This is a genomic window from Comamonas sp. B21-038 (assembly GCF_022387135.1).
Taxonomy (GTDB): Bacteria; Pseudomonadota; Gammaproteobacteria; order Burkholderiales; family Burkholderiaceae_C; genus Comamonas; species Comamonas sediminis.
Genome location: NZ_CP092462.1, coordinates 2,398,348 through 2,424,974, shown reverse-complemented (window position 1 = coordinate 2,424,974; position 26,627 = coordinate 2,398,348). Strand labels below are relative to the sequence as shown.

Sequence of the window (26,627 nt, the reverse complement as noted above, 5' to 3'; positions counted from 1 at the left end):
TCCAACAGCAAGGAGCGAGTGATGGATGACGACAAGCGTTTGAACATTGCAATGATCAGCGAGCATGCCTCGCCCCTTGCGTTGACCGGCAGCACCGATGCCGGGGGCCAAAATGTCTATGTGGACAGCGTCGCCCGCTGCCTGGGGGAGATGGGCCACCAGGTGGATGTGCTGACGCGCCGCGACGACCCCCATCTGCCGGCCGAGGTTGAGATGGCGCCTGGCGTGCGGGTGCTGCATATCGATGCAGGCCCTGCCCACCACATTCCCAAGGAAAAATTGCTGCAGTGGATGCCTGATTTTGCGCAGCAAGCGCGCAGCTTGCTGGAGCCCCGCCGCCGTTATGACGCGATCCATGCGAACTTTTTCATGTCCGGTTGGGTGGGCATGGCCCTGCGCAGTGCGCTGCGTGCGCCGTTGGTGACGACCTTCCATGCGCTGGGGCTGGTCCGGCGCGAACACCAGGGCGCGGCCGACGGGTTTCCGAATGAGCGCGAGACCATCGAGCGGGCGCTGGTCCATGGCTCGGACCGGCTGATTGCCGAATGCCCGCAGGACCGCAGCGACCTGATCCGGCTCTATGGCGCAATGCCGTCGCATATCGACACGGTGGCCTGCGGGGTCGACACCCAGCTGTTCCGTCCCGGCTCGCGCAGCGAGGCGAGGGCGCGGCTCGGACTGGTGCAGGATGAATTCATCGTGCTGCAGCTGGGGCGCATGGTGCCACGCAAGGGCATTGACAACGTGATCCGCGCACTGGCGCTGTTGCCGCGCACAGTGCCCGCCCGGCTGGTGGTGGTCGGTGGCGAGCAGCGCATTCCGGACCCCGAGACCTGCCCTGAGCTGCACCGGTTGATGGGCCTGTCGCATTCGCTGGGTATCAGCGAACGGGTGAGCTTTGCCGGCCGCCGCGATCGTGAGGAGCTGCGTGACTGGTACCTGGCGGCCGATGTATTCGTCACCACGCCCTGGTACGAGCCGTTCGGCATCACGCCGCTGGAGGCGATGGCATGCGGCACCCCGGTGATCGGCAGCAAGGTGGGCGGCATTGCCTATACCGTCTGTGATGGGGTGACGGGCTACCTCGTCGAGCCCAAGCAACCGCAGGCGCTGGCGCAGGCTCTGCAGAAGCTCCATGCGCAGCCGCGCCTGGCCCGGGCGATGGGGCTGGCCGGGATGCAGCGCGTGCACAAGCATTTCACCTGGGGCCAGATTGCACGCGACCTCGCTGCTGTGTTCCAGCGCCTGTCGTCCGCCGGCGGGCGCCTGGGGGCTGCAGCCCCGGCATCGCCGGGCCCCTGGAACGCGCTGTCTGCGCCGCCCTGGCAAACTCCCGCGCTGGGGCAGGGGGGCTATGCGGGGTGGCAGCGATGACCGGCCGCAAGCCCGCGATTTTTGTCGACAAGGACGGCACCCTGGTCGAAAACGTGCCTTACAACGTCAACCCTGAGCTGCTGGAGTTCCGCCCGGGGGCATTGCAGGCCATGGCCGACTTGGCGCAGCAGGGCTATGAGCTGGTGGTGGTGACCAACCAGAGCGGCGTGGCCCGCGGCTATTTCTCGGAAGCAGAGCTGCTCGTGCTGCGCGATGCGCTGGCCCGGCGTCTGCGCGAGGAAGCCGGTGTGCAGCTGCGTGGTTTCCAGTTCTGCCCCCACCAGGCCAGCCCGGATGGGGCGCCGGTCTGTGTGTGCCGCAAACCTCTGCCCGGCATGATCGAGGAGGCCGGTGATCTCTACGACATCGACCTGGCGCGTTCCTGGATGATCGGAGATACCTTGGACGATGTCGAAGCGGGCAGCGGCGCCGGTTGCCGCACCATCCTTTACGACTCCGGCGGGGAGACCGTCTGGAAGCCAGGACCCGGGCGCGCGCCTTCGGCGCGCTGCACGGCGTGGGAAGAGGTCGTCCGCATCATTCTGGAGCCCGCATGACCTCGGCCTCTGGCGCACTGGCGCCACGCCGGGTGGCGGTGTTCCGGGCGCTGATGCTGGGGGACATGCTGGTGGCGACCCCTGCATTGCGTGCTGTCCGCGCGGCTTGGCCGCAGGCGGAAATCACCCTGGTGGGGCTGCCCTGGGCCGAGGCGCTGGCCGACCGGCTGGACAGCATCGATCGTTTTGAGCCCTTTGCCGGTTGGCCCGGTCTGCCCGAAGTGGCTGAGCCCACGCGGCAGCAGCGCGAGCGGTTTCTGCAGCGCATGCGCGCGCGCCATTTTGACCTGGTGCTGCAACTGCACGGCTCGGGCGGCATCGTCAATGCGATGCTGGCCCAGTGGCAGGCCGGCCGCTTGGCCGGGTTCTGCGAAGAGGGGGCCTGCCCGGGCGGGCGGGATGCGCCGGATGCCCCGGATGCAGCCCTTTTTTTGCGCTGGCCGGTCCAGGGCCATGAGCTGCAGCGCCTGCTGGCGCTGACCCGGCACCTGGGCCTGCCCGCCACCAGCAGCGACCTGGATTTCCCGCTGCACGCGGCAGACTACCAGCGCGCCCATGCGCTGGTGCCGCGCAACCGCCGCTACGTGATCGTGCATGTGGGCTCGCAACTGCCGTCGCGCCGCTGGCCGGCCGGCTATTTTGCCGAGGTGGCCGACCGCCTGGCCGAGGCGGGCTGGCCGGTGGTACTGACTGGCACTGCGGCCGAGCGCGAGCTGGTCGCCTCGGTGGCCTCGCTGATGCGTGCGCCGTGCACCAACCTCTGCGGCCAGACCGATCTGTGGACCCTGGGCGTGTTGATCGACAGCGCCGCGCTGCTGGTCTGCAATGACACCGGCGTCTCCCATATCGCCGCTGCACTGCAGACGCCCAGCGTCGTGGCGGCCTGCGGCAGTGACACCGGCCGCTGGGCGCCGCTGGACCGTTCCCGCCATCGGGTGCTGGCCCATGCGCTTGAGTGCCGGCCCTGTGCGCACCGGGTCTGTCCCATCGGCCATCCCTGTGCCTGGGGGCTGTCGGCCGATACGGTGGCGCAGGCCGCTCTGGAGCTGCTCACCACCGGCCGGTGGCACACCGGCCCCTCGTCAGGCGCACCGCAAGTGCCCGCCTGGCCTTACAAGGAACACCATGAGCATGCAACTCTCCGCTGAGCGGACCGTGCCCGTACTGCTGCAGCCGCGCAGAAAACTGCGGGTGCTGACCTGGCACGTCCACGGCAACTATCTCTACAACCTGACGCAGGTGCCGCACGCGTTCTGGCTCGTCACCGATACGGCGCGCAGCACCCACCACAGTGGCCGCAGTGGCAGCTTGCCCTGGGGGCCGGATGTCCATGAAGCGCCGCTGGCGCAGATCCAGTCGATGGAGTTCGACGTGGTGCTGTACCAGTCCAGACAGGCCTGGGAGACGGACCGCCATCTGCTGAGCGCGGCGCAGCAGCGCCTGCCCCGCATCGTGCTGGAGCATGACCCGCCGCAGGACAGCCCTACCAACACGCTGCACTGGTGCCAGGACCCGCAGGCTTTGCTGGTCCATGTGACCCATTTCAATGCGCTGATGTGGGACAACGGCGTCACGCCTTTCCGGGTGGTGGAGCACGGCGTCAAGCCGCTGGCCGAGCATGTCTGGAGCGGCGAGCTGGCCCAGGGGCTGGTGGTGGTCAACAACATCGGGCGGCGCGGCAGGCGGTTGGGGCTGGATGTATGGCAGCAGGCTGCAGCGCAGGTGCCGTTGTGTCTGGTGGGCATAGGCAGCAAGGACGTGGGAGGCGCTGGCGAGGTGGCGCAGCAGGCCTTGCCCGAGCTGATGGCGCGCCACCGCTTCTTCTTCCATCCCGTGCGCTACACCAGCCTGGGCTTGGCCGTCATCGAGGCGATGATGATGGGCTTGCCGGTCGTCGGGCTGGCGACCACCGAGCTGGCCACGGTCATCACCAGTGGCAAGAACGGCTTTATCGACAACCGGATCGACCGCCTGGTCGAGACCATGCAGCTCCTGCTGCTTGACCGTGGCCTGGCGGCGGAGTGGGGCAGCCAGGGCCGCCGGCTGGCGCGCGAGCGCTTTGCGATCGAACGCTTTGCCAGCGACTGGAGCCGGGTGCTGGAGGAAGTGACCGCATGACCAGGGGGCGGTTACCCGGCCACGCGGACAGGCCACCCGCCCTGTGCAGCGCGCTCACTGTGGGCTGGTGTAGCCCTTGAGGCGGTTGTACAGGGTCTTGAGACTGATGCCCAGCACGGCGGCCGTGCGCTCCTTCTGGTAGAGGCATTCCTTCAGCGTCGCCTCGATCAGCTGGCGCTCGGCGGTCGCCATCGAGATACCTACCGGAAGCTGCAAGGTGGCCTCGGCTGCCGGCGGCTGCGGCGTGTCGGGGTCCCCGGCGGCGGCGGTTGCCGCCAGCGGGCGGATCTGTGCCGGCTCCTGGACGTCCATCACCGCCAGCGGCGCGCCGGTTCCGGTCTTGGGCAACCATTCCTCGTCAATGACGCCGCCCTCGGCCATGACATAGGCCCGCTGGATGGCATTGCGCAACTCGCGCACATTGCCCGGCCAGCGGTAGCTGGTGATCTGCGCGATGGCGGCTGCGCCGAGCTTCTTGGGCTCGCCTTCCTGGGCCGAGATGGCACGCAGAAAATGCTCGGCAAGCAGGGGCACATCGCTGAGCCGCTCGCGCAACGGCGGCATCTGCAGCGGAAACACATTGAGGCGGTAGAGCAGGTCCTCGCGCAGCCGGCCTTCCTTGACCGCTTCGAAAGGGCAGCGGTTGGAGGCGGCAATGATACGGACATCGGCCTGCAGGCTCTGGGCCGAGCCGACGCGATGGAAAGTGCTGGTCTCCAGCACCCGCAGCAGCTTGACCTGCAGGTCCAGCGGCATTTCGGTCACTTCGTCCAAAAACAGGGTGCCGCCGGCGGCGCGCTCAAAAAAGCCCTGGTGCTGGCGGTCGGCGCCGGTGAAACTGCCTTTTTCGTGGCCGAAGAATTCACTCTCCATCAGGTTCGGAGAAATCGCGCCGCAATTGACGGCGACAAACGGCTTGGCGCTGCGGGCACTCCTGTCATGCAGGGTCTGCGCCGCCATCTCCTTGCCGGTCCCACTCTCTCCGGTGATGAAGACCGTGATGGACGTGGGAGCCACGCGGGCAATCTGCGCATAGATGCGCTGCATCACAGGCGCGCGGCCCCACAGCCGCCCAAACTGGCCCTGCGCGGTCATCGTGGGCGCCAGTGCCGCATCGCGCGCTTCGGCGCTCAGCGGGCGGGACGCGGGTGACAACGCGGTCAGCTGCGCCAGAATTTTTTTCAACCGGGGAAACTGCACCGGCTTGACCAGGTAATCGGTAGCGCCATGGCGCAGGGCCGCGATCGAGGTGTCCAGGCTGGCATGGCCGGTGACCAGCACCACCAACGCATCACCGACGACGTCGGCGTCCTTGAGCAGGTCCATACCACTGCCGTCAGGCAGCTGGATGTCCAGCAATACCAGCGCCGGTTGCTGCAGCGCCATCTGGCGCCGCGCGTCGCGCAAGCTGTGCGCCACGGCGACCGAAAAATCATCGTCGGCGATCAAGGCCCGCATACTGGCTGCCGAGTCGGTATCGTCATCGACGATCAATACATGCTTCATAACCCTCGTTCCTCCACGACCCCCACAGACAAATCAACACTGTCATGATGGCACCGAAGGCGGCGACAGACTGTGTGAAAAAGTGTCAATTTAGGTGAAGATGCTATTTGCCTTGTAGGAGAAATCTGGAGAATCCTGTCCCGCAACTGACGCTGGCTACAGGAGGCGCTATCGCATGGTGTGCTGGCAGGCGAAGACCCTGGGGCAGGCGGCTGCGGTGGCGCTAGGTATTTTTATTCGTAAAATCTATAACGATTGTTTATAGCTACATAGGCAGCGGACCGATAGTGTGGCTGCTGTCGGGTGGGCACGGCGCCATTGCGCGTCGTGAATGCCATGCCATCCAACTGTCAGGTGCCCACGGCATGCGCTGCGCGGGCGGTAGGGGGGTGTCAGTGCGCCGGCAACCGCGCCTTGCGGGCAGTTTGGGCCCGCGCCTGCAGCAGCTCCGCTTCTGTCACTACGGCGGTACCGAACTTGGCTACCGCGAGGCCAGCAGCGGCATTGGCGCCCCGCACCGCATCGTGCAACGGCTCGCCTGCCGCCAGGCAGGCCGCCAGCGCGGCCAGCACCGTGTCGCCCGCGCCGCTGACATCGAACACCTCATGCGCTGCCGACGCGATGTGCACCGCAGGCTGGCCGGCGCTGAACAGTGACATGCCCCGGCTCCCCCGGGTCACGAGCAGATGCTCCAGGCGCAGCCGCGCCCGCAGCGCTTCCATCAGAGAGGCGAACTCGGTGTCATCGCTCCAGCTGCCGGTGACGGCAGCCGCTTCCTTTTCATTGGGTTTGAGCAGCCAGGCACCGGCATACTGGTCAAAGCAGCTGCCCTTGGGGTCCACCAGCACCTGGCAGCCCTGTTGCCGGGCCTGTTGCAGCAGCTGGTCGCACTGGGCCAGCACGCCTTTGTGGTAATCGCTCAGCACCACCCAGGGGTGTTGCGGCAGCAGCTCGGCCACCAGCGCGCACAGCGCCTGCAGCGCGTCCGGCGGAATGGGCTGCTCAATGTCGACGCGCAGCAGCTGGTGGTGGCTGCAGACGGCCCGGATCTTCTGGGTCGTCGTCGCCTGCGGGCTGCGTACGGCCTTCAGGGTCACACCGGCCGCCTCAATGAGACCGCTCAACTGGTCACCCGCTGCATCGCCACCCAGCCAGGTGACCAGGGTGGAGACACTGCCGAGCGACGCCAGATTGGCAGCCACATTCGCCGCGCCCCCTGCGCGTTGCCACTCATGGTGCATCGACAGGACCGGCACCGGCGCCTCTGGGGAGATGCGGTCCACCTGGCCGTCCCAGTAGCGGTCAAGCATGCCATCGCCCACGACGAGTACGGGCTGCGCCGCGCGGGACGGCAGGAAGCCGGATGGATAGCCATCAAGAGGGAGATAAGTCATCATGTGCTCCTGCAAAAATGCCTGTCGAAGCGGAATATCCGGTTCTGTGGCGGGCGTGCGCCAGCGCAGGGCGCAGGCCGGCCGGGTCCGCCGGCCAGCCTGCCCGGCGCTTACACACGCGGTGGATCGCTCTCGCGTTCGAAATGGCGATGCTGGGTGATCGCGCTGACGAAGTCCTCGAAATCGGAGGCCGTCGCACCCATCACCACCCCAGGGTCCTGCTCGCCGCTGGGCAGCGACGTCGGAATCTTGGCCATCTGCATCAGCGCCGAGGCATCGGGCATCACCAGGATGGGCTTGCAATGGCGGTACTGGTTCAGGATGTACTCGGCGGTATAGCCATTGGCGGCCAGCGCCTGCACCCCTGCATCCCCATTGGCCAGCGCCAGCGCGTCGAACAGAAAGCTCGGCTCGTTTTCCAGCGATGCATCGGCATCGATCGCGACGCCGTCAGCGGTTGCCACCGGGCCGATGCGCGGCGCGACAAAGCGGGGCACCGCGCCCTGCGCAAACAGCGCCTGGTGCAATGCGACGGCGCTCTCTCCATCGGAGCCGTCCGCCACCAGGATGGCGACCTTGCGGCCCTGGATATGCATCTCGCCGGGGCGCGAGACCAGCGACAGCGCGGGCGACTGCAACACCTCGGGCGTGGCAGGTTGCACCAGCGCCAGCGGCATGGCCTCGGGCAGCGCCGCGATGCCCAACCCCTGGGCGACCTGCATGGCCAGCGCGTCGGAGACATTGCGCAGCGACGAGACCATGCGCTCGCGGATGGCGGGCACCGTCACCTTGCTCAGCTCGAAACGGAAGGCGGCAGCAATATGGGCCTGCTCGACCGGGCTTTGGCTATCGAAGAACAGCTTGGCCTGCGTGTAGTGGTCGGCAAACTTCTCCGGTTTGGCGCGCACCTTGCCTTGGGCCTCCTGCGCCTGCATGCGCGCCGGCACCGAGACAAAGCCCTGCGCGGCGCCCGCCTGGAACGGGCAGCCACCGGCCAGCGAATTGGGCTCATAGGCGACCTTGCCCCGCGCAATGGCCTGCCGGTGCATGCCATCGCGCTGGTTGTTGTGCACCTGCACGACCGGTGCATTGATCGGGATTTCATGGAAATTGGGGCCGCCCAGCCGAGATATCTGGGTGTCCACATAGGAGTGGATGCGGCCGGCCAACAGCGGGTCGTTGGAGAAGTCGATGCCCGGGATCACATGGGCGGCGCAGAACGCGACCTGTTCGGTCTCGGCAAAGAAGTTGTCCGGGTTGCGGTTGAGCACCATGCGCCCGACGGGGCGCACAGGCACCAGCTCTTCCGGGATGATCTTGGTGGCATCCAGGATGTCGAAGCTGAAGCCATCGGCTTCTTCCTCGGTGAAGACCTGCACGCCGAGTTCGTACTCGGGGTAGGCGCCGGCCTCGATGCGCTCCCACAGATCGCGGCGGTGGTAGTCGGGATCGGCGCCGGAGATCTTCAGTGCTTCGTCCCACACCAGGGAATGCGTGCCGGCCATCGGCGTCCAGTGGAATTTGACAAACACCGACTGCCCTTCGGCATTGACCAGACGGAAGGTGTGCACCCCGAAGCCCTGCATCGTCGCATAGCTGCGCGGTATTGCCCGGTCCGACATCAGCCACATCAGCATGTGGGTGGACTCGGGCATCAGCGACACAAAGTCCCAGAACGTGTCGTGCGCACTGGCGGCCTGGGGCATCTGGTGGTGGGGCTCGGGCTTGACGGCATGGACCAGGTCGGGAAACTTCATCGCATCCTGGATGAAGAACACCGGCATGTTGTTGCCGACCAGGTCCCAGTTGCCTTCGTTGGTATAGAACTTGACGGCAAAGCCTCGCACATCGCGGGCCGTGTCCTTGGAGCCGCGTTCTCCCTGCACCGTTGAAAAGCGCACGAAGACCGGGGTGACCTTGCCGGCCTTCTGAAAAGGCGCCGCACGCGTCAGGTCGGTCAGCGGCTCGTAGCACTCGAAATAGCCATGGGCCCCAGAGCCTCGGGCATGGACGATGCGCTCAGGAATGCGCTCATGGTCGAAGTGCGTGATCTTCTCGCGCAGGATGAAGTCCTCCAGCAGCGCTGGACCTCGCTCGCCATATTTGAGCGAGTTCTGGTTGTCGGCAACCGGCACCCCCTGGTTGGTGGTCAGGACCTGGCCCTCGGAGTCCACGCGCACCCGGTCGAGCGTGCCGATGGTCGCGTTCGTGCCAGCGGGCGCGATGCTGCCGGTCTTGGCCGAGGTTTCCAGCTCCGACAGCGTGCTGGCGGTGGGAAGCCGGGATGGCGCATCGGCATGTGCGCCGGGCGCCGGGCTGAGGCCGCTGTCGAAGCCATGCTCGCCCGCCTTGTTGGGGTTGTAGGGGCGGGCTGCGGCCAGTTCCTCGGTTTGCGCTGCTTTGAGCGACAGCAGATCGGCCGCCCCGCTGGCAGCCGGCCCGCTGTCCGTATTGCGCGCAGGTGCGGCTTGGGTGCTGGGGCTGGACACGGAATCAGTGGTTTTGGGCATGGAACACCTTTTCATGGGGGAGGGAAGAGCAGGCCCGCGAGCGGGTCACAGAGCGCGACGGCGCCTTCGGCCTGTTAGGCATCTGCCTGTACCGCATGCCACAAGAGGCTTGCGGCAACGGACGGCTCCCCACACAGGGCAAATGCCGTGCCTGCGGGCCTGCGGCGGCAGAAACCAAGGCAGAACCCATCTCCTCGCGGCCAGGCACGCCAATTGCCGGTGGCATGTCGAGGATCTATGCCCTGCATCACCCAGGAGAGCCCTATGACCCCTTCTTATGACCGTGCACCCTTCCTCGCTGCCGTGCTGGGACTGGCGGCGGCGCTGCTGCCACCGCTGGGGTATGCCCAAGCGGCTGCTGCGGCCCCCGACGCGGATGCGTCGCATGGCGCGATCATCGACCGGACGCCCGAGCGCCGGGTGCCGGAGCGCCCCGCTGTTCCGGCCCCCCGCAGCACCGATCCGGAACCCGATGGCAGCCGCCAGACGCTTCCCGATGCCGACAGGCGGCATGACACGCGCCCGGACCACGACGCATCTGGGCGCCTGGCTGTGCCGCAGCCCGACCGCGATGGCATTCCGGATGCGTCCACGGCACCTGCTGCCCCTGCGGCCAACGGTGCCCCCGGCGCACCGCCTGACCGACCCGCTCCCGGACGGACCCCTGTACCTGCCCCCGTCCGCTGAACCCCGGCCCCCAAGAACCTCGACACCGAAGGAAACCCCCTATGAAAGCCTTGACCTACCACGCTGCCAAGGATGTGCGCTACGAATCGATGCCCGACCCCGTTCTTCGCGACGATGAGGACATCATCATCCAGGTCACCGCCACGGCGATCTGCGGCTCGGACCTGCATATCTACCGGGGCAAGATTCCGGACATGGAGTCCGGGGACATCCTGGGCCACGAATTCATGGGCGTGGTGCAGGAGGTCGGGCCCGCAGTGCGCCATGTCCAGAGAGGCGACCGCGTGGTGGTGCCGTTTGTCATCGCCTGTGGGGAGTGCTTTTTCTGTGACAAGGCCTTGTTTGCCGCCTGCGAAGAGACCAACCCCGGGCGGGGGGCGATTCTCAACAAGAAAAAACTCCGGCCGGGCGCGGGCATGTTCGGCTACAGCCACCTCTACGGCGGCTATTCCGGCGGCCAGGCGGAATATGCGCGGGTGCCCAAGGCCAATACCGGGCCCATCGTGATACCGGCGGCCCTCAGCGATGAGCAGGTGCTGTTTCTGTCCGATATTTTGCCGACCGGTTACCAGGCGGCGCTGAACGCGCGTGTGAGCCCGGGCTCATCGCTGGCCATTTTTGGCGCCGGGCCGGTGGGCCTGATGGCGGCGCTGTGTGCCCGTTTTCTCGGTGCGGAGCGGATCTTCATGGTCGACGACAACGATGAGCGCCTCGATTTCGCGCGGCAGACCTACGGTGTCACGCCGATCAATTTCGACAAGATCGACGATCCGGCCGACTTCATCCTCGAAGTGACGAAGGGCCGGGGGGTGGACGCGACGATCGACGCCGTGGGCTTTGAGGCCAAGGGCAGCGCGGTCGAGACCTTGCTGACGAACCTGAGGATCGAAGGCTCCAGCGGCAAGGCGCTGCGCCAGTGCATTGCCGCCACGCGCCGGGGCGGCGTGGTCAGCGTTCCCGGGGTCTATGCCGGGTTCATCCACGGCTTCCTGTTCGGCGATGCGTTTGAAAAGGGGCTGTGTTTCGAGATGGGCCAGACCCATGTGCAAAAGTACCTGCCGGAGCTGCTGGGCCATATTCTCAGCGGCGCGATGCATCCCGAGGTGATCATTTCCCACCGCATGGCCTTGGCCGATATCGTCAAGGGCTATGAGATTTTCGACAAGCAGCAGGACCATTGCCGCAAGGTGATATTGACGCCCTGATGCGGGCAGGCACTGCCGGGGCATGGTGGTTTCATGCGCAAGCCTGCAATTGTTTCTGCAAATCTTTCTCTCCGCTGCGGGAGTAAAGCCCGGCACAACGGCGTTTCCCTCGACGTGTTCCCATGGCATGGATCCTGCATTAATCGGTGTGCCGAAGCTCTTTTCGGTAATTCCTCCAGGAGAGAATCATGACCCAGCAACATCGCAATGATACGAACCAGAAGCAGGACAACAACGCCAAGTCCGAGCAGCAACGCGGCGGCGCGCAGCAGCAGAACCAGGACAGCAGCCAGCGCAAGCAAGACCAGCAAGGCAACAAGAGCGAAGGCAGCAGGAACGACGCCAACAAAGGCAGTCAGCAGCGCTAAGCGGCCTGCGGCTTGGTAGCCATTACCAAGCCGCTTTTTGATGACCTCATCGCTTCCAGGTTCTATCCCATGCCCGATGCTTTCACGCCCGATGATGTTTTTCTTGACCAGGTTATCTCCGGCTTGGATATGTCCCAAGATAACCAGGTGCTGTGCACAGTCCAATATGCGGACAAGGACAAAGATGATTATCTCTCCGATATATGGCTGCTTCCCACCGAACCGGGGGCAGCACCGCGGAAGTTGACGGCTGAGCAGTCCAAGAATACAGCGGCGCGCTGGTCTCCGGACGGCCGGCAGATCGCGTCTCTGTCGGACCGGCGTGATGGCACCGCGCAGCTGTACCTGATGCCGGGTGAGGGCGGTGAGGCCCGGCAGATCACCAACCTGGCCCGTGGCGCCAACGATATCCGCTGGCGCCCCGATGGCCAGGCACTGCTGGCGCTGGGCAATGTCACCGTGGACCCCGACGCGGGCCGCGAAGGTGCGCGCCAACGCGACGGCGCCCACCGGGCAGCCCCGGATCTGAATGCGCCGCAGCGCTGCTGGCGGCTGCCGTACAAGATGGATGGCAGGGACTACACGCTGCATACCCGCAACCACCTGTTTTTGGTGGCGGTGCCCGGCGGCCAGACCACGCAGCTGACCGCAGGTGACTACGATGTGCGCGCGGCCGCCTGGAGCCCGGACGGCAACAGCATCTGCATTGCCAGGACGCGTGAGGCAGACAACGAATACCACTGCACCGATATCTGGTTGCTGCACTTGCAGGACGGCCAGGTTGCGCAGTCCGAGCGCCTCAGTGTGGCGCAAAGCAACAGCGCCTCGCCGAGCTGGTCACCCGATGGCCGCTGGATCGTCTTCATGGGGGCCGAGCAGGCCGGCGATGCCCAGAACCGGCTGTGGCTGATCGATCTGCACAGCAAGAAGGTCAGCGGCCTCGGGTCCGCATCGCTGGAGGTGCTGGCCGGCGATCTGTGCTGGTCCAAGGATTCGCGGTCACTGGGCTTTGTGCAGGTCAAAAACGGTCTGCAGTGCGCCGCCTCGATAGCCATACCTGCGGGCGAGGTCCGGATATTGCGGGGCGGAGATTTCCATGTCGGCGCGCTGGTTCAGGCCGATGGCCTGGCGTACACGCGGGAAGACCTGGTGCATCCGCAGGAAGTCTATTTCCAAGGGCCCGGCGATGCGCAGGAACGCGCCATCAGCCATTTCAACGACTGGCGGAATGACCGGCACGCGCTGGTGGCCGAATACCGCCGTTTTCAGGTGCCCGATGGCAACGGAGGCAAGGAGTCTGTGGATGCCTGGATATTGCGTCCGGACAAGGCATCGGGGTGTTTTGCTCCGTCCACCAGGCCCTTGCTGCTCGATTTTCACGGCGGCCCTGCCAGCTATGTGGACCTGACATTTGCATCGCACGCTTACTGGCAGATGCTGGCATCCCAGGGCTGGACGGTGGTGTCGGCGAACGCGGTGGGATCGAGCAGCTACGGCAGAGCGTTTTGTGGCCGCCTGCGCGGCAAATGGGGCGAGCTGGACCTGCCCCAGCACCTGGATATTGTCCGTCAGCTCCAAGCGGAGGACCTGGTGGACGCGCATGTGGCAGTGACTGGCAACTCCTATGGCGGATTCATGACGGCCTACAGCATCGCGCATGAGAGCAGCTTGAAAGCCGCCGTTGTCAGTGCGCCTGTCGCGAATATCGAATCCCATTTCGGCACGTCGGACAGCGGGTACTACTCGGATACCTATTCGATGGACGTGCCGCAGGAAGATTTCCGCCGCACAGTCTACCGCCTGTCGCCGACCTTTTCGATCGAACATGCGACGGCACCGACCTTGTTCATTCAGGGGCTGGAAGACCAGCGTTGCCCGCGTTCGCAGACCGAAGAGCTGTATGTGAAGCTGGCCTACCTGGGTCAGGCCAGAACCGAGATGGTGCTGTATCCGGGAGGCAGCCATTCGTTCGCGGTGTCCGGCAAGCCGTCGCACCGGGTCGATCTGCTCGAGCGCATGCGGGCCTGGATGGCCGATTCGCTGCCAAAGGCATGACCGGGATGCGCTTTTTCAATCGAGGGCTGAGCGGCGGTGACCTTGTGTCCGCAGCCGCCAACAGCCCAGCAACCAGGAGACCGAGATGAATGCAGACAAATCGCCCAGCCGGGCCCGGCGGGTATTGCCGGGGCTGGCGTTAGCCCTGGCCAGCATGCTGGTGCTGAGCGCCTGTGACCGCGACAAGGCAGACTCCGCGTTTCCCGTCCCCAAGGTGCCGCCACCGCCTGCAGAGCCTGGCGGACCGGGCGCGACCTACCCGGGTGCCGGCAGCCCGGAAAGAGGCAGCAATGCCGCGCGGGTGGATGCCCAGGGCCATGGCGCCACGATCACCGGCAAGGACCCGGACCTGGGCGTGACGCCGAAAGCGCCCGATTCCGGCGCTGGAGGCGCCAGCGCGCCGCCTGCAAGCAGCGCTGCGCCGAGCGACAACGCAGCCTCCGGTGGGGCTGCGCCCGGGGGCAGCGGTGCGGTGCCCGACGGCTCCACCCCCAGTGCGCCTGCCGGTGGTGGCGGCCACTGAGCCCGCACAGGCCATTCCATCCCAGGCAACCGACGTTCCCCTTTCCGTGTATTTCAAAGGAGCAGCCATGACAACCATCACCCGTTTTTCAGCGATTCTCTGCGGTCTGGCATGGGCGGCCTCGGCGCAAGCCGACGTCAGCAAGCAGGACGAGGCCTTCCTGCAGCAGGCCGCTGCCGGGGGGCTGTACGAGGTCCAGGCAGGCCATCTGGCGCAGCAAAAGGGCACCAGCTCGGCGGTCCAGTCGTTCGGCTCGACGCTGGTCAAGGACCACACGGCGGCCAACGCGGAACTCAAGGCGCTCGCCAGCAGCAAGGGCGTGCGTTTACCGACAACGCTGCCGAATGACAAAACCCAGCGCCTGGCCAATGTGGCGCAAGCGAAAAACTTCGACCAGACCTTTATCGATGAGGTGGGGTTGAACGACCATGCGCACGACATCGGGCTTTTCGAGAAGGCCAGCAGGTCCGCTGATGATGCCCAGGTGCGGGCCTTTGCCGCCAAGACCTTGCCGGCCCTCCAGGCCCACCGCACACATGCGCTGGGCATGAAAAAGAACCAGGGACAATAGGCAGTGCCGGCCCAGGCTGTGGCAACTGCCCCGCGTCCGGCATTGCAGCAGCGCAGGTCTGCTGCCCGCTTTGCCGGACGGGCTGACACGGGGCTCACATGCCGGTGCCAAACGATGCCATCAGCTTTTGCATTGGCAACGTGCTGAGCATGTCGGTCAGCAGCTTGATGTTGACGGGCTTGACCAGGTGGGCGTCAAAGCCTGCTTCCTCGGACTGGCGCCTGTCTTCTTGCTGGCCCAGACCGGTCAACGCGATGATGGTGATGGCCCGGCCCCAGGGCAGCTGGCGCATGCGGCGGCAGACTTCCAGGCCATTCATGTCGGGCATACCAATGTCCAGCAGCACCACTTCAGGCTGCAGGACCTGGCCCTGGCTCAGCGCGTGGGCACCACTGCAGGCGGTTTGCACATGGTGACCTTCCATTTTGAGTATCGTGGCCAGCGACATCGCTGCGTCGGCATTGTCGTCGGCAATCAGCACGCGGCGCGGGATGCTGTTGCGTGGAGCGAGTGGCAGCGGCAGCGGCGGGGTTTCCAGCTCAGCCTGCGGCAAAGCGACGCAGAAGCGGCTTCCCCTGCCCAGGCCTTCACTGTGCGCCTGGACGCTTCCTCCGTGCATCTCCACCAGCCGCTTGACGAGCATCAGGCCTATGCCCAGCCCACCCTGTGAACGCTCCAGGCTGCGGTCCACCTGGCTGAACATTTCAAAGATATGGTCGAGTTGGTCCTGGGGGATGCCCGAGCCGTTGTCCTGGACGGCGATCAGAACGCGAGGACCACTGCTCTCCACCTGCAACTGGATGAGCCCGCCCGGGGCCGTGTATTTGGCTGCATTGGTCAGCAAATTGCCTAGGATCTGCGTCAACCGGGCAGAGTCGCCATTGACCGCCACGGGTTGCGAGGGCAGTGTCAATTGCAGTTGGTGGCCCCGTGCGTCCAGCGCGGGGCGGCACATTTCAACGGCTTGCCGAACGGCGTCTTCCACCGCGACGTTCTCCATGCGCAGCTCCAGCTTGCCGCGGTTGATGCGGTTGACATCGAGCAGGTCATCCACCAGGCGCACCAGCTGCTGGAGCTGGCGCTCCATGACTTCATTGGCTTCCATCACCTGCTGCCAGTTGCCGCGCGAGCGTCTCTGCACCTCCAGCATGTTGCGCATCGGTGCCAGCGGGTTGCGCAGCTCATGGGCCAGCATCGCCAAGAATTCGTCCTTGTGCTGGCGCTCCTTCGCCAACTCCGATTCGCTTTGGTGCCGCTCAATGAGTTCGGCCGCCTGACGCGCCAGCAGATCGATGTAGCGCAGCGCATCGGGGGAGGGCCCCCCGGGCTGGCGGTAATGGTTGTTGAGCATGCCCAGCAGCCGCCCATCGCGGCTCAGCAAAGGGGTGCACTGGATAGCGCGGATGTCATCCTCGACGACGATCTCCAGCCCGACGGTGCCGCGCAGCGCTTCGAGTTCCAGCACATCGGGAACGACCAGGCGCTGTATATTCCGCGCTGCCTCACCGCAACTGGCATCCCAGCCATCTTCAAGAAAGTGTGCGACGAGGCGCTCGCCCAAGCCCTGGTGCACGACGATACGCAGGCTGCGTTTGTCTGGATCCCATATCTGGATATTGCCCTTATCGGTGCCCGAGATATCGGCCGCCGCCGCCAGAATCTTTTTCAGCAGCAGCTCGAACTGGCCCGGCCCGACCAGCTCGGCGCTCAGCGCCTGCAGGCGGGCCAGCGAATCGAGCTCCTTGCGCAGATGCGCCGCAGCGCGTTCGCGCTCCACGACGATGACGGTCGCCAACGCACCGAATTCGGCCACGCGGCGCTCCCAGGCATTGGGCTCGCGTGCCTCGCTCAGACACAGAAAGAAAGAGCCGACAGCCCTGGAGCCATGGCCTTGGGCCGGGTGGGAGTGGCACGCGCGAATTCCGTTTTCCAGGCACAGCCGCCGCCAAGCGGGGGACCATTGCGACGAATTCTCTACGTCGGCGCAGGTGACCGGCTCGCCGGCGTAGATCGCGGTGCCACAGGTGCCGATCAGGGCCTCGCCGATGGGCAGACCCCGGACCGACTCCGAAAAAGACGGCGGAAAATGCGAGGAATAGCCACCGGCCATCTCGCTGCGGTCATGGTTGGTCAGCAGCACACAGGCCCGTGTGCCCGGAGCCAGGCGCCCCACGGCCTCGGTCAGCGCATCCAGGCACGTGGCCATTGGTGCGCCTGAGGCGATCATCAGCAGCGCCTGCCTTTGCTCCAGGTCGAGCTGCGCCATCTGCTGGGCCAGTTGAAATGGTGAATCCAAGGGGCTCTCCAAATAGGTACAGCGAGGCCGTACGAGGAAATCGCTACAAAGGCATGGAGAACAGGGAGTGCTAATTCCGCAGGCCATGGCGGCAGTAAGGACGGTCACCCATTGTCCGCACAATATGAACAATTGTGAGTCAGCAGGTGCCTCTATACGGCGTAGGAGTCACCTAGGCGGCTCCCGGGCTGGACATCGTCCGGTGAAAGGAGTAGAGCACCGAGTGGAATGCGAAAGCCCGCTGGCAGGGCCAGTGGGCTTCGGACAACGCAGAGGGCCGTCAGGTCATTGCGATAAGAAAGCCGATGCTTGCGAGAAGCCGTTCATGCCAACTTGAACCGGATGGAGGGGAAATGCATGAACTCGGCAGGAAACGGAATGGGAGGTTGGAGAACCTCACGCAGACGTTCTGCGCACGGACATCTCACGGTCGTGCGCTCCAGACAACTGCGCATTGACAATGCTTTATCTGCATCGCGCAGTGCGCAGGTCTACGAACGCGTCTACGTTGCCAACTGCTTGGCGTTTTGGAGGGCGGCGAGACGGCGGTATTTTTCGAAGGTCTTGCTGATGTCCGTGGACACGGCGGGAACATAGCGGTTTTGCTTCTCACCACGCTGCGCGACTAAGGGTCGGGTTGGCATGGTCAGCATCGGAAATGATGGCTGGTGTTGCATGACGAACTCCTTTCTTCGATGGCTCCATCATCTGCGCTCAAGCGGGGGTGCAGTGTAGGCATCGTCTGAGGAATGTCAAAAGGTTTTAGCTGACTGCCTGTAGTGCTTTTGCCATTGCAGCCATCGCAGCTGTCCCGGTTACCGCCAGTGTCTGGTCTACGGTGAGCAAAAAAACGCCCGCATGAGCGGGCGTACAGTAAGAGGAATGCCGAGCCATCACTGCTGCGACTGCTGGCGCAGGCGCTCGCGTTCAGCATCGCCCCCGTCCTGGTGCTCGCGCTCCTGGTGTTCAGGGGGGAGCCTCAGTTGGTCCTGCATCTTGGCTTCATCCTCGGGCTTTTCGCCATTGGGACTTTGGAATCCTTGCTGTCGGTTCGTCATCGCTATCTCCTCATCGGTACACGCAGCTGTCAAGGCTGCAAGACCAGCTTAGGCGCGAAGGGGCTTGCGCGGTGTAGTCGCTGTTCTCGCATGGTCGTAGTGCGGCGAATGCGCCGCAACTGCCTCAACTTCCTCAACTCCCTGCGGGCATGCGGGACGGGCTGTCCGCACAGCCGCCTTCAGTCACTTTGCGCTAGGAGAAGGAGGCTGCCTGTCCAGCAGCACGAGTTCGCCGTCCACTTCGATGGCGTTATGCGCCAAGGATTTTTGCAATGGCATCCCCAATACCCGTTGTTCCCAGAAATCCGGGATGCTGGGTGTCCAGGAAGCTCCCAACGTTGGGTCGTTGATCAGCGTTTGAAGACCTGCCTCGGTGAGATGGAGCCGGTGAGGAGTGCGCCCGCTTTTCAACACCTGAAGGAAAGCCGATTCAATCGTGTCGTACAAGCTCATAGCAGTGGTTGGATGAATAAGGTGATAGGCCCTGTAATTAGTGCGGAGGAAATGGTAGCGCAGTTCCCAACGCTGTGAAAAGCGGGGTGGAGGCACGTGTAACGCAGGCGCGGGGAAATGGCCGGCAATGGATGCCTTGCCATGGCGCGCACGGCGTGCGCCTTATCGGCGATCTGCAATAACGTCAGATGCGCAGCCCCTATAAGCCGTTGGCAGGCGATGGCCATCGAGGGACCCTCTGCATATTTCCCTGCCCGGGCCGCGCGGCCTCAGGTAATCGCCAGGTGGTCTCTGTTGTCAATGACCGGCTATGAACTGCAAGAGACGCGTTGCCTGCCATGCCGGCCTGCGTCCTTCGCATGGGGGCGAGGATTTTGCAGACTCCCTGGCGCATGGCGAAGGGAGTAGGCGCGATAGGCCGATTCCAGTGCATAAAGCCGCCTGAAGAGGCGGGTCCCGAAAAGGTCCGGCCGGCGTTGCGGTACCTTATTTGAATCGGCGGGTTAATAGCATGTTTTATTTTTTAAATAACCACGGAGAATTTTGTAGCGAGCGGGCTCGGATGGCCATAGCCCAGGCGCTGTCGGCAGTGGCTCAAAAAAGCCGGCGCTGTCGGGGCCGGCGATAGGTCATTTACTGGGAGGGCTTGCTTTTATTGTCGGAAACAGCAGTGGCGTCTGTGGTGGTGGTGCTGCTGCGGTTGCGGCTGCCGCGCCAGCGGTTGAAGTCATCGGAAAATGTCTGATAACGCTCACCACGCCAGGCTTCATAATCGCTGTCCAGATTCGCGATCTGCTCCTGGCGCCACTGGTGATAATCCTGGTCATGCTGGGAATACTGCCGGCCTGGCGCGTCCTGGCCTGGGCCGTAGGCCGAGTGGGCCCCAGATGGATGGCGGCTCCCGGAAAAGCTGCCTTCGTCGCTGCTGCCCGCGCCGGAGCTGCGGCGCATGCCATATTGGGGATAGACATCGTCGGGCTGCGCGATGGAAGGATCAGCGGCCCCGCGGCGCCAGTCTGGCGAGGCTGAGAATCGCCCCCCGTTCTCCCGCCTTTCATACTCGGCATTCCAGCCCCGGTTGTCGCCCCAGCCTTGCTCCCGGTAGCTGCGGTCCTGTGCCCGGCTGGACCTATAAGGCCCAGAGCTGCCGCGCTCGGCGTCGCCGCTATCGTTTGTCGCGGTGCCATGTCGGACCTGGCTGGGATCCGCATATCCACTATCACCGTCCGAGTGCCTCATGTCAGATCCTCCATGGGGGTCATCCCGGCCATGTCCCTGCTTGTCAAAATACCTGGTGCTCATCGGTGTGCTCCTGTTGTCGACCGCTCGGTCGGTCATTCCAATTTATGGCTCCTGACCATCCCGGTTTGTAGGGCATGTCTTGTGTAGTCGTAGGCGTTCGAGGGGCGGAGAAGGCCTACCAACGCTCATTACTGGTGAGGGTGCGTTTGGGAATTGAACGACGGCGCCCTTTATTCAATAAATTTACTTCTAGATACGATTTAATGGCGAACTATCGAAGCTTGCGCTGTTTCGGCAGCGCTCCCTAGAGCGAACCGCGATCCAGCTGGCGTTTCAATGAAGGCGTATGGGACCGTACGGAGCGGGTGTTGGTGGTTACCTGCGGTTCGTCGCCAAATGCCTGCCGACGGGTGTGGATTTTTGTTCTGGCAACAAATGCGGTTCTCTCATCGCTCAACAGAAGCAGCCGTGGACAAGGATGCTTGGTACCCGGTGCCAACGCCCTGTAACTGGCGATACTGCGCAAAGTGGGCACAGCGATGGTGAATGCCTGGCGTTAATGCCTGGCCTGCGCCCGAATACCGCGCAGGTATTTTCAGTGCGCTGCGCGCGACCTATACGTTTGTATATTTTGTCAATACCTTTTTCAAGTTTCAGCCGCGAAATGCCGTGAGGCCTGCGGCCGATCCCATGGTTTACACCTATTTTTCCATAGCATTTGCAGTATTCCTGCTACAAGACCATTAAATGAATTGTATTTGGAGCCAGGCTGGTTAGAATATTAATAATGCCCATTAATTATTAAAGTACTTAAATTGATAGATGTTTTAAATAATTGATGCCGCATGTGCGTGCAGAGGCACGCTGCCATTTGATTTTTCGGTGAGTGACTTCTAACCATTTGAGGTTTCCGATGAAAAGAACCATTGGTGTTTTTAATGTGCATTCAGGGTCGAGATGGCTGGTGCTATGGGTATTGCTGGTTTGTGCATGGTCTGCACGGGCGCAGACCTGTGACCTGGGCGGCAACAGCGCTGCCTCGGGGCAGACGTTTCCACTGGTGGGCTATAACAGCACTGCTTCGGTGACGATGAGCACCGCCTCCACGTTCAACAACGGCGGCACCGTGACATTTCAAAATGTCCAGGGCCTGGAGAGATCGGTCACGACACCGGCCTTTTTGCGAGCCACCGGCAACACGGTGCTCAGCTATACGTTTTCCCCTCCGGTGCCTGCCAATCGCATAGCGCTGTTCATTTTTGACATCGGCATTGCCTCGACACCCACTTATACGCCGAGCATGACTCTGGCCGTGACCGGCGGGGCCAGCCCCAGCCATTTCTCCTTGTCGACGATGTCGGCCGGTGGTGCTGCGCCGTATGATGTCTTCAATTACAACCCCGCAACGGGTGTGATCTCGCGAGGCAACCCGTCGCCGACCGTCAGAGAATCGGGTGCCGTTGTCGGTAACTCCAGCAGTCTCGTCTCCAGCCTGACACTGACGACGTCCGGCCTGGCCAACGGTGATCTGGTAGGTTATGGATTGGCCTCGATACCGACCTGCGTCACGACAAGCAAAGTGAGCTACGGGGCAACCGGCAATTTTGCGTTTGCCCATACCAACCTTTCATCGCCCACAGCGTCGCTGACGACCACGGCTGTCAACACGCCCGTTACCAGCGCCCCCGCTTACGTTCCCAATCCCACATTGCCGGTCAGCATCGCGGAAACGCTGCCGGCGTCTCCACCGGGTTGGCGCCTGGCAACGGCTTCCTGCACCGATGCCAACAGCGCCATCACCGGCAACACCGGCCTGTTGGGCAGCCGCACAGGCAATACCATTTCCCTGCCAGCCAGCGTGCTCCATCCCGCTGCCAACATCAGTTGCCAGATGACCAATTCGCTGCTGCTCGCAGCGGACGACACCCAGACCACCTTGATGGATGTGCCAGTCAACGGGACGGCTTCGATCTTCGCCAACGATACCGGGACCAATGTGGCCTTGGTCGGTCTGAACGGCGCTGCCTGCACCGCCTTTCCCTGTGTGCGCAATCTGGCGGGCGGAACGCTCTCGGTCAGCGCGGCGGGCGACTACGGCTTTGTACCAGCAGCTGGCTTCACTGGGGTCGTCACCGTACCGTACCAAATCACCGATGCAGCCGGACTGACGGCGAATGCCAATATCATCATCACGGTGACACCGGCGCCCCGGCTGGGCCTGGCGAAATCCAGCAACGGGCCCTGGGCGGTGCAGCAGAGCGGGGCGCTTTATACATTGAGCGTCAGCAACACCGGAACGGCGCCCACCTCGGGTCTGGTGACCGTGCGTGACAGCCTGCCAGCAGGTATTTCTGCGACTGCGGGCACCTACGGCGGCTGGAACTGTGCGGTCAGCGGCCAGGCGGTCAGCTGCACCAGCAGCGCGCCGATTGCGGTTGGCGCTGTCTCTGCGATTGCCCTGCCGGTGACGGTGGGCGCCGCCGCGGTGCCCGGTGTGGCCAACAGTGCCACCGTGGGCGGCGGCGGAGACCCGGCCAACGGCGGCAATGCGCCGGAACCCGGCAGTTGCAGCGCCGGCGATCCACGCTGCGCCAGCACCAGTACGGCAGTGGCCGTGCAGGCCGATCTGGGCATCACCAAATCGGCCAGTCCCAGTGGCAGCTATCTGCCCGGGCAAGCCCTCAACTACCAGATCGTCGTCAGCAACGCCGGCCCCAGCGATGCCAATGGCGTCACGGTGACCGACAATGTGCCGGCCAATGTGGCAGTCAGCAGCTGGAGCTGCACGCCGGTGGCCAACTGCGGGGCCAGCAGCAGCGGCACCGGCAACGCCATCAGCCTGACCGGCGTCAACCTGGCGAGCGGCCAGAGCGTGACGGTGAATGTCAGCGGCGTGGCGCAACTGAGCGCCACCGGTGACATCGTCAATAGCGCCTCGGTCACGCCCCCGGCCGGGGTGGGCTGCAGCGTGCTGCCTTGCGCGAAGACGAGCACCACCACCAACACCAACAGCGGCGCGCCAGCGCTACGTATCCAGAAATCGGCGACCCCTGCGGCCTTTGCGGTCGGCCAGCCCGGCACCTACTCGATTCTGGTGGGCAATAGCGGCACCAGCAGCACGGTGGGCCCCATCACCGTCAATGACACGATGCCCGCCGGTGTAAGCATCAACCTGCCTGTTACCGCAACGGGCTGGGATTGCAGTGCCAGCTCGTCCAGCCAATTGGCCTGTACCACCAATGCGGTGTTGCTGCCGGGCTCCAACGCCCCGGTCATCAATGCACCGGTCAGCGTGGCCAATGGCACATCTGCTTTGGTCAGCAATTCTGCGACGGTCTCCGGCGGTGGCGCCAGTTGTACGACTGGTTGCCAAAGCACGGTCAATACCAGCGTCAACACGCCCCGACTGGATGTCGTCAAAACCCTCAGCAGCCCGTTTGTCGTGGGCGTTGCCAGCCAGTATGTGATCACGGCCACCAACAACGGCCAGGCACCCACCTTGGCCGGCACCATCACCGACGATATCCCGGCCGGCTTGGCCATCGGCAACCTGCCTGCAGCCTGCACGGCCGCAGGCCAGACCGTGACTTGCCAGGTCCCTGCTGGCATTGCCACCGGCGGCGCGGTCAGCTTCACGATTCCCGTGACGCCCCAGCCCAGTGCCATTGGCCAAAGCCTGGTCAACACCGCGCAGGCCGATGCCAACACCGGCGACCCCAGCTGCCCGGCTGAGGCGCACTGCAGCGGCACCACCGACAACCCCGTCACCGCCCCGCAGCTGAGCTTGACCAAGCAAAGCTCCGTCGGTGCCTTCACCGTCGGTGTGCCTGCCCAGTACGTGCTGACCTTGAGCAACACCGGCACGGCTGCCACCACCGAGGCAGCGGTGGTGACCGACACCATGCCGGCGGGCCTGACCATCGATACGGCCAACCTTCCTGCCGCGTGCACGCAAGCGCCAGCGGGCAGCCAGACGCTGGTCTGCACGGCAGCGGCCGGCTTGGCCAGTGGTGCCAGCACCAGCTTCACCATCGGTGTGACGGCGCAAATCGCAGTCAACGGCCAATCGGTCAGCAACCAGGCGACCGCTACCGGCGGTGGCGATCCGCTGTGCGCAGCAGGCACGGCCACGGCTGACCTGCCCGCACGCTGCAAGCCCCAGTCCACCACCGCAGTGGATGCGCCCCAGCTCACGCTGGCCAAAACGGCCGGTAGCCTGTCGGTCGGTGTCCCTTCGAGCTACACCTTGACGGTGACCAACACCGGTACGGCGCCCACCAACGCGCCCATCACGGTGACCGACCTGGTGCCATCGAGCATGACCCTGGGCACCTTGCCCGCAGGCTGCACCGCCGCCGGCCAGCAAGTGAACTGCGTGAGCGCCGCGAGCCTGGCGGCCGGATCGAGCATCAGCTTTGTGCTGCCCGTCACCCCCCAGGCGAGCGCAGCACCGAGCGTGAGCAACTCAGCGAGCGTGCAAGGCGGTGGTGACCCCACTTGCCCCACGACGGACAACTGCAAGGTCACCAACACCACGGCCGTCGATGCGCCCAGCCTGCAGCTGAGCAAGACCGACAATGGCCCCTGGGTGGTTGGCCAGGCAGGCGCCCAGTACACGTTGACCGTTGCCAACACCAACGCCAGCGTGGCCACGGTGGGCCCCATCACCGTGCGTGACAGCATGCCAGCTGGCATCACCCCGGCAGCGGGCACCTACGGCAACTGGGTTTGCACCGTCAGCGGCCAGGAGGTGGGCTGCAACAGCGCGGCCAGCATTGCCGGCGGCGCCAGCGATACGATCAACCTGCCTGTCGCTGTGACGGCAGGAGCCAGCGGTGTAGCGGCAATGTCACCAACCATGCCTCGGCCGCAGGTGGTGGTGATCCCTACAACGGCGGTGTGGTACCGCAGCCGGGTGCCGCCTGCAGGGATGCATCGCATTGCACCAGCAAGCTTACTTCCGTCAGCACCGCTGCAGCGCTCAGCATCGCGAAGGCGCTGACCCAGGTCAATGGCGCAGCATCGCCCGCCGGCTACCAGGCGCAGCCCGGCGATACCCTGACCTACACCATCACCGTGACCAACAGTGGCGGTACGCCGGGGCAGGTCACATTGACGGAGACGGTCTCGGCGGGCACCAGCTATGCCGGTACGGCAGAAGGCTGGAGCGCGGGCGAATGCACGACCGCAGGCACCAGCTGCACGCAAACGGTCCAGGTGGCAGCCGCATCGAGTGCCGTGGTGGGCTTCACGGTACTGGTGGATACGCCACTGGCGCAGGCGGCGATCAGCAATGCCATTACCAGCAATCTGCCAGGCGCTTGCGGGGCGGACTGCACGGTGAGCACCTCCGCGGCCTCTGCCAATGTGGTGGTAGCGACGCAGCCGCCGGTCACTGTGGCCGTGGGCAGCCCTGTCACCGTTGTCAGCGGCTGTACCAACCAAGGCCCTGCGGCGGCGCGCAATGCGGACTGCGTGGTCTCTGGCGTGCCCGCTGATGCCACCAATGTGAGCACGGTATGCACGGTCGACGGCACGCCAGTGACCCCCCCGGTGGCCAATCTGGCAAGTGGCGCGGCCATCAGCTGCACGACCACCTTCACGCCGGCAAGTCCGGGCGTGGTGAGCATCACCACCGCTGGCCGGAGCAACAGCTATGACCCCGACAGCAGCAACAATACCGCCTCCACGGGGGTGAACGTCAGCCTGACACCGCCTGCGTTGGCACTGAGCAAGACCAGTGCCGGGTCGGTGGTCGGTGGTGAAAGCCTCAGCTACACCTTGACGGTGACCAACAGTGGCCAGACCGACGCTGCTGCAGGCGTGCTGGTCTATGACCAGCTGCCAGCGGGCATGGTGGCTACGGCGGCCACCGGCGGCGTCTGCACGCCATTGGGCAGCGCCGGTGCGTTGCTCAGCTGCGCCGTGGGCAGCCCGGTGCCGGCCAACGGTGGCACCGCAGCGATAGTGCTGACTGCCACTGCGCCCGATGTGGAAGGCAATCTGACCAACTACGCCTCGGTGGACCCTGCTGGCGGCACGCCGGCCGTGCCGGGTCCTGGCTGCGCGGGAGCGAACTGCGCCAGCGCCACGACAGCCGTCAGCGCCCAGCCGGGGCTGGTGCTGCGCAAGACCAACAACGCGAGCAGCGTGACCGCGGGCAGCACGGTGACCTATACCGTCAGTATTTCGAACCCCGGCAGTGTGGCGGTCAGTGGATTGCGCTGGTCGGACACCCCGGGCAGCGGACTGAGCGATGTGGCGGTCACTGGGCAAACGGGTGATGACAAGGGCTCCGACCCGGGCGCCTGCACGGGCCTGACCTGCAGTGCCATCAGCGTGGCTGCCGGTGGCCAGGTGAGCTATACCGTGCGCGCCAAGGTCAACGGCGCCGCCGGTGGCACTGCCGCCAACAGTGCCGTGCTGGAGGGTGGCCGCTGCACGGTGGATGCCCCCTGTACGGCCACCGACAGCGATGCCATCGTCTCTGGTGAGGTGATCCCGGTGCCTCTGGGTTCAGACGCGGTCCTGGTGCTGCTGGCGCTGCTTTTGCTGGCAGGGGGCTGGACCCAACTGCCTGCCCGAGCCAGGCGGCGCTGATATTGTTGGGCCTGGCGCCTGGCCTGGCACTGGGCGCCAGTCCCGCCAGAAGACGGAAAGAGCTAAAAAACAGCAGGCCACCGTAGAGGTGGCCTGTTGATGTCTGCTTC

At 64.6% G+C, this 26,627-nt stretch carries 20 protein-coding genes; 12 read left to right on the top strand and 8 right to left on the bottom strand.

Annotation, left to right across the window (positions count from 1 at the left end; genetic code table 11):
• Positions 1-21: 21 nt before the first annotated feature.
• From MJ205_RS11020 to MJ205_RS11005, 4 genes are read left to right on the top strand one after another with little or no spacing between them, the layout of a single operon-like run.
• A complete protein-coding gene (locus tag MJ205_RS11020) occupies positions 22-1,374 on the top strand; it encodes a glycosyltransferase family 4 protein (RefSeq protein ID WP_239812479.1) in 1,353 nt (450 codons plus the stop codon).
• A complete protein-coding gene (locus MJ205_RS11015) occupies positions 1,371-1,931 on the top strand; it encodes a D-glycero-alpha-D-manno-heptose-1,7-bisphosphate 7-phosphatase (protein WP_239812478.1) in 561 nt (186 codons plus the stop codon). Before MJ205_RS11020 ends, MJ205_RS11015 begins: the two co-directional genes overlap by 4 nt.
• Positions 1,928-3,079, top strand: a complete 1,152-nt coding sequence (locus tag MJ205_RS11010) for a glycosyltransferase family 9 protein (RefSeq protein ID WP_239812477.1) — start codon at positions 1,928-1,930, stop codon at positions 3,077-3,079. The genes MJ205_RS11015 and MJ205_RS11010 overlap by 4 nt, the downstream gene beginning before the upstream one ends.
• Positions 3,057-4,049 carry a glycosyltransferase family 4 protein gene (locus MJ205_RS11005; RefSeq protein ID WP_239812476.1) on the top strand — a complete coding sequence of 331 codons (993 nt, stop codon included), beginning with the start codon at positions 3,057-3,059 and terminating at the stop codon, positions 4,047-4,049. Before MJ205_RS11010 ends, MJ205_RS11005 begins: the two co-directional genes overlap by 23 nt.
• Positions 4,050-4,103: 54 nt before the next feature.
• Here the strand turns inward: MJ205_RS11005 and MJ205_RS11000 are convergent, their stop codons facing one another.
• The 3 genes from MJ205_RS11000 to MJ205_RS10990 all read right to left on the bottom strand — a co-directional run bounded on the left by MJ205_RS11000 (position 4,104) and on the right by MJ205_RS10990 (position 9,459).
• Positions 4,104-5,555 (bottom strand): sigma-54-dependent transcriptional regulator, encoded by a 1,452-nt coding sequence (locus tag MJ205_RS11000; protein WP_239812475.1) that lies wholly within the window; start codon positions 5,553-5,555, stop codon positions 4,104-4,106.
• A 392-nt stretch (positions 5,556-5,947) separates the two neighbouring features.
• Positions 5,948-6,949 (bottom strand): bifunctional heptose 7-phosphate kinase/heptose 1-phosphate adenyltransferase, encoded by a 1,002-nt coding sequence (locus MJ205_RS10995; protein ID WP_239812474.1) that lies wholly within the window; start codon positions 6,947-6,949, stop codon positions 5,948-5,950.
• 110 nt (positions 6,950-7,059) lie between these two features.
• Positions 7,060-9,459, bottom strand: a complete 2,400-nt coding sequence (locus tag MJ205_RS10990; RefSeq protein WP_239812473.1) for a catalase — start codon at positions 9,457-9,459, stop codon at positions 7,060-7,062.
• 264 nt (positions 9,460-9,723) lie between these two features.
• On the opposite strand from MJ205_RS10990, the gene MJ205_RS10985 reads away from it, so the two are divergent.
• The 6 genes from MJ205_RS10985 (at position 9,724) to MJ205_RS10960 (ending at position 14,868) form a co-directional block, all read left to right on the top strand.
• Positions 9,724-10,146 (top strand): hypothetical protein, encoded by a 423-nt coding sequence (locus MJ205_RS10985; RefSeq protein ID WP_239812472.1) that lies wholly within the window; start codon positions 9,724-9,726, stop codon positions 10,144-10,146.
• 41 nt (positions 10,147-10,187) lie between these two features.
• A complete protein-coding gene (locus MJ205_RS10980; protein WP_239812471.1) occupies positions 10,188-11,351 on the top strand; it encodes a zinc-dependent alcohol dehydrogenase in 1,164 nt (387 codons plus the stop codon).
• A gap of 188 nt (positions 11,352-11,539) precedes the next feature.
• Positions 11,540-11,719 carry a hypothetical protein gene (locus tag MJ205_RS10975; protein WP_239812470.1) on the top strand — a complete coding sequence of 60 codons (180 nt, stop codon included), beginning with the start codon at positions 11,540-11,542 and terminating at the stop codon, positions 11,717-11,719.
• Positions 11,720-11,962: 243 nt separating this feature from the next.
• Positions 11,963-13,774, top strand: coding sequence for a S9 family peptidase (locus MJ205_RS10970; RefSeq protein ID WP_239812469.1), 1,812 nt, complete (start codon positions 11,963-11,965; stop codon positions 13,772-13,774).
• A gap of 85 nt (positions 13,775-13,859) precedes the next feature.
• Positions 13,860-14,297 carry a hypothetical protein gene (locus MJ205_RS10965; protein WP_239812468.1) on the top strand — a complete coding sequence of 146 codons (438 nt, stop codon included), beginning with the start codon at positions 13,860-13,862 and terminating at the stop codon, positions 14,295-14,297.
• 67 nt (positions 14,298-14,364) lie between these two features.
• Entirely contained in the window at positions 14,365-14,868 is a 504-nt protein-coding gene (locus tag MJ205_RS10960; protein ID WP_239812467.1) for a DUF4142 domain-containing protein, read from the top strand.
• A gap of 94 nt (positions 14,869-14,962) precedes the next feature.
• Here MJ205_RS10960 and MJ205_RS10955 read toward each other — a convergent pair whose 3' ends face one another.
• The 5 genes from MJ205_RS10955 to MJ205_RS10935 all read right to left on the bottom strand — a co-directional run bounded on the left by MJ205_RS10955 (position 14,963) and on the right by MJ205_RS10935 (position 19,914).
• On the bottom strand, positions 14,963-17,164 hold the full coding sequence (locus tag MJ205_RS10955; protein ID WP_239812466.1) for a hybrid sensor histidine kinase/response regulator: 2,202 nt from the start codon (positions 17,162-17,164) through the stop codon (positions 14,963-14,965).
• A gap of 503 nt (positions 17,165-17,667) precedes the next feature.
• The gene (locus MJ205_RS10950; RefSeq protein ID WP_158400602.1) at positions 17,668-17,841 is read right to left on the bottom strand and encodes a hypothetical protein; all 174 of its coding nucleotides are present in this window, start codon (positions 17,839-17,841) and stop codon (positions 17,668-17,670) included.
• Positions 17,842-18,057: 216 nt separating this feature from the next.
• The gene (locus MJ205_RS10945) at positions 18,058-18,222 is read right to left on the bottom strand and encodes a hypothetical protein (protein ID WP_239812465.1); all 165 of its coding nucleotides are present in this window, start codon (positions 18,220-18,222) and stop codon (positions 18,058-18,060) included.
• A gap of 183 nt (positions 18,223-18,405) precedes the next feature.
• The gene (locus MJ205_RS10940; protein WP_239812464.1) at positions 18,406-18,675 is read right to left on the bottom strand and encodes a hypothetical protein; all 270 of its coding nucleotides are present in this window, start codon (positions 18,673-18,675) and stop codon (positions 18,406-18,408) included.
• A gap of 633 nt (positions 18,676-19,308) precedes the next feature.
• Positions 19,309-19,914, bottom strand: a complete 606-nt coding sequence (locus MJ205_RS10935; RefSeq protein WP_239812463.1) for a hypothetical protein — start codon at positions 19,912-19,914, stop codon at positions 19,309-19,311.
• A gap of 1,093 nt (positions 19,915-21,007) precedes the next feature.
• Here MJ205_RS10935 and MJ205_RS10930 point away from each other — a divergent pair.
• Entirely contained in the window at positions 21,008-24,919 is a 3,912-nt protein-coding gene (locus MJ205_RS10930; RefSeq protein WP_239812462.1) for a prealbumin-like fold domain-containing protein, read from the top strand.
• The gene (locus tag MJ205_RS10925; RefSeq protein WP_239812461.1) at positions 24,817-26,517 is read left to right on the top strand and encodes a DUF11 domain-containing protein; all 1,701 of its coding nucleotides are present in this window, start codon (positions 24,817-24,819) and stop codon (positions 26,515-26,517) included. The genes MJ205_RS10930 and MJ205_RS10925 overlap by 103 nt, the downstream gene beginning before the upstream one ends.
• Positions 26,518-26,627 lie beyond the last annotated feature (110 nt).

Bases quoted from the DNA above. Each gene is read 5' to 3' on its own strand.
- MJ205_RS11020 (WP_239812479.1), top strand. From the start codon at position 22: ATGGATGACGACAAGCGTTTGAACATTGCAATGATCAGCGAGCATGCC.
- MJ205_RS11015 (WP_239812478.1), top strand. From the start codon at position 1,371: ATGACCGGCCGCAAGCCCGCGATTTTTGTCGACAAGGACGGCACCCTG.
- MJ205_RS11010 (WP_239812477.1), top strand. From the start codon at position 1,928: ATGACCTCGGCCTCTGGCGCACTGGCGCCACGCCGGGTGGCGGTGTTC.
- MJ205_RS11005 (WP_239812476.1), top strand. From the start codon at position 3,057: ATGAGCATGCAACTCTCCGCTGAGCGGACCGTGCCCGTACTGCTGCAG.
- MJ205_RS11000 (WP_239812475.1), bottom strand. From the start codon at position 5,555: ATGAAGCATGTATTGATCGTCGATGACGATACCGACTCGGCAGCCAGT.
- MJ205_RS10995 (WP_239812474.1), bottom strand. From the start codon at position 6,949: ATGACTTATCTCCCTCTTGATGGCTATCCATCCGGCTTCCTGCCGTCC.
- MJ205_RS10990 (WP_239812473.1), bottom strand. From the start codon at position 9,459: ATGCCCAAAACCACTGATTCCGTGTCCAGCCCCAGCACCCAAGCCGCA.
- MJ205_RS10985 (WP_239812472.1), top strand. From the start codon at position 9,724: ATGACCCCTTCTTATGACCGTGCACCCTTCCTCGCTGCCGTGCTGGGA.
- MJ205_RS10980 (WP_239812471.1), top strand. From the start codon at position 10,188: ATGAAAGCCTTGACCTACCACGCTGCCAAGGATGTGCGCTACGAATCG.
- MJ205_RS10975 (WP_239812470.1), top strand. From the start codon at position 11,540: ATGACCCAGCAACATCGCAATGATACGAACCAGAAGCAGGACAACAAC.
- MJ205_RS10965 (WP_239812468.1), top strand. From the start codon at position 13,860: ATGAATGCAGACAAATCGCCCAGCCGGGCCCGGCGGGTATTGCCGGGG.
- MJ205_RS10960 (WP_239812467.1), top strand. From the start codon at position 14,365: ATGACAACCATCACCCGTTTTTCAGCGATTCTCTGCGGTCTGGCATGG.
- MJ205_RS10950 (WP_158400602.1), bottom strand. From the start codon at position 17,841: ATGCAACACCAGCCATCATTTCCGATGCTGACCATGCCAACCCGACCC.
- MJ205_RS10945 (WP_239812465.1), bottom strand. From the start codon at position 18,222: ATGACGAACCGACAGCAAGGATTCCAAAGTCCCAATGGCGAAAAGCCC.
- MJ205_RS10940 (WP_239812464.1), bottom strand. From the start codon at position 18,675: ATGAGCTTGTACGACACGATTGAATCGGCTTTCCTTCAGGTGTTGAAA.
- MJ205_RS10935 (WP_239812463.1), bottom strand. From the start codon at position 19,914: ATGAGGCACTCGGACGGTGATAGTGGATATGCGGATCCCAGCCAGGTC.
- MJ205_RS10930 (WP_239812462.1), top strand. From the start codon at position 21,008: ATGAGCACCGCCTCCACGTTCAACAACGGCGGCACCGTGACATTTCAA.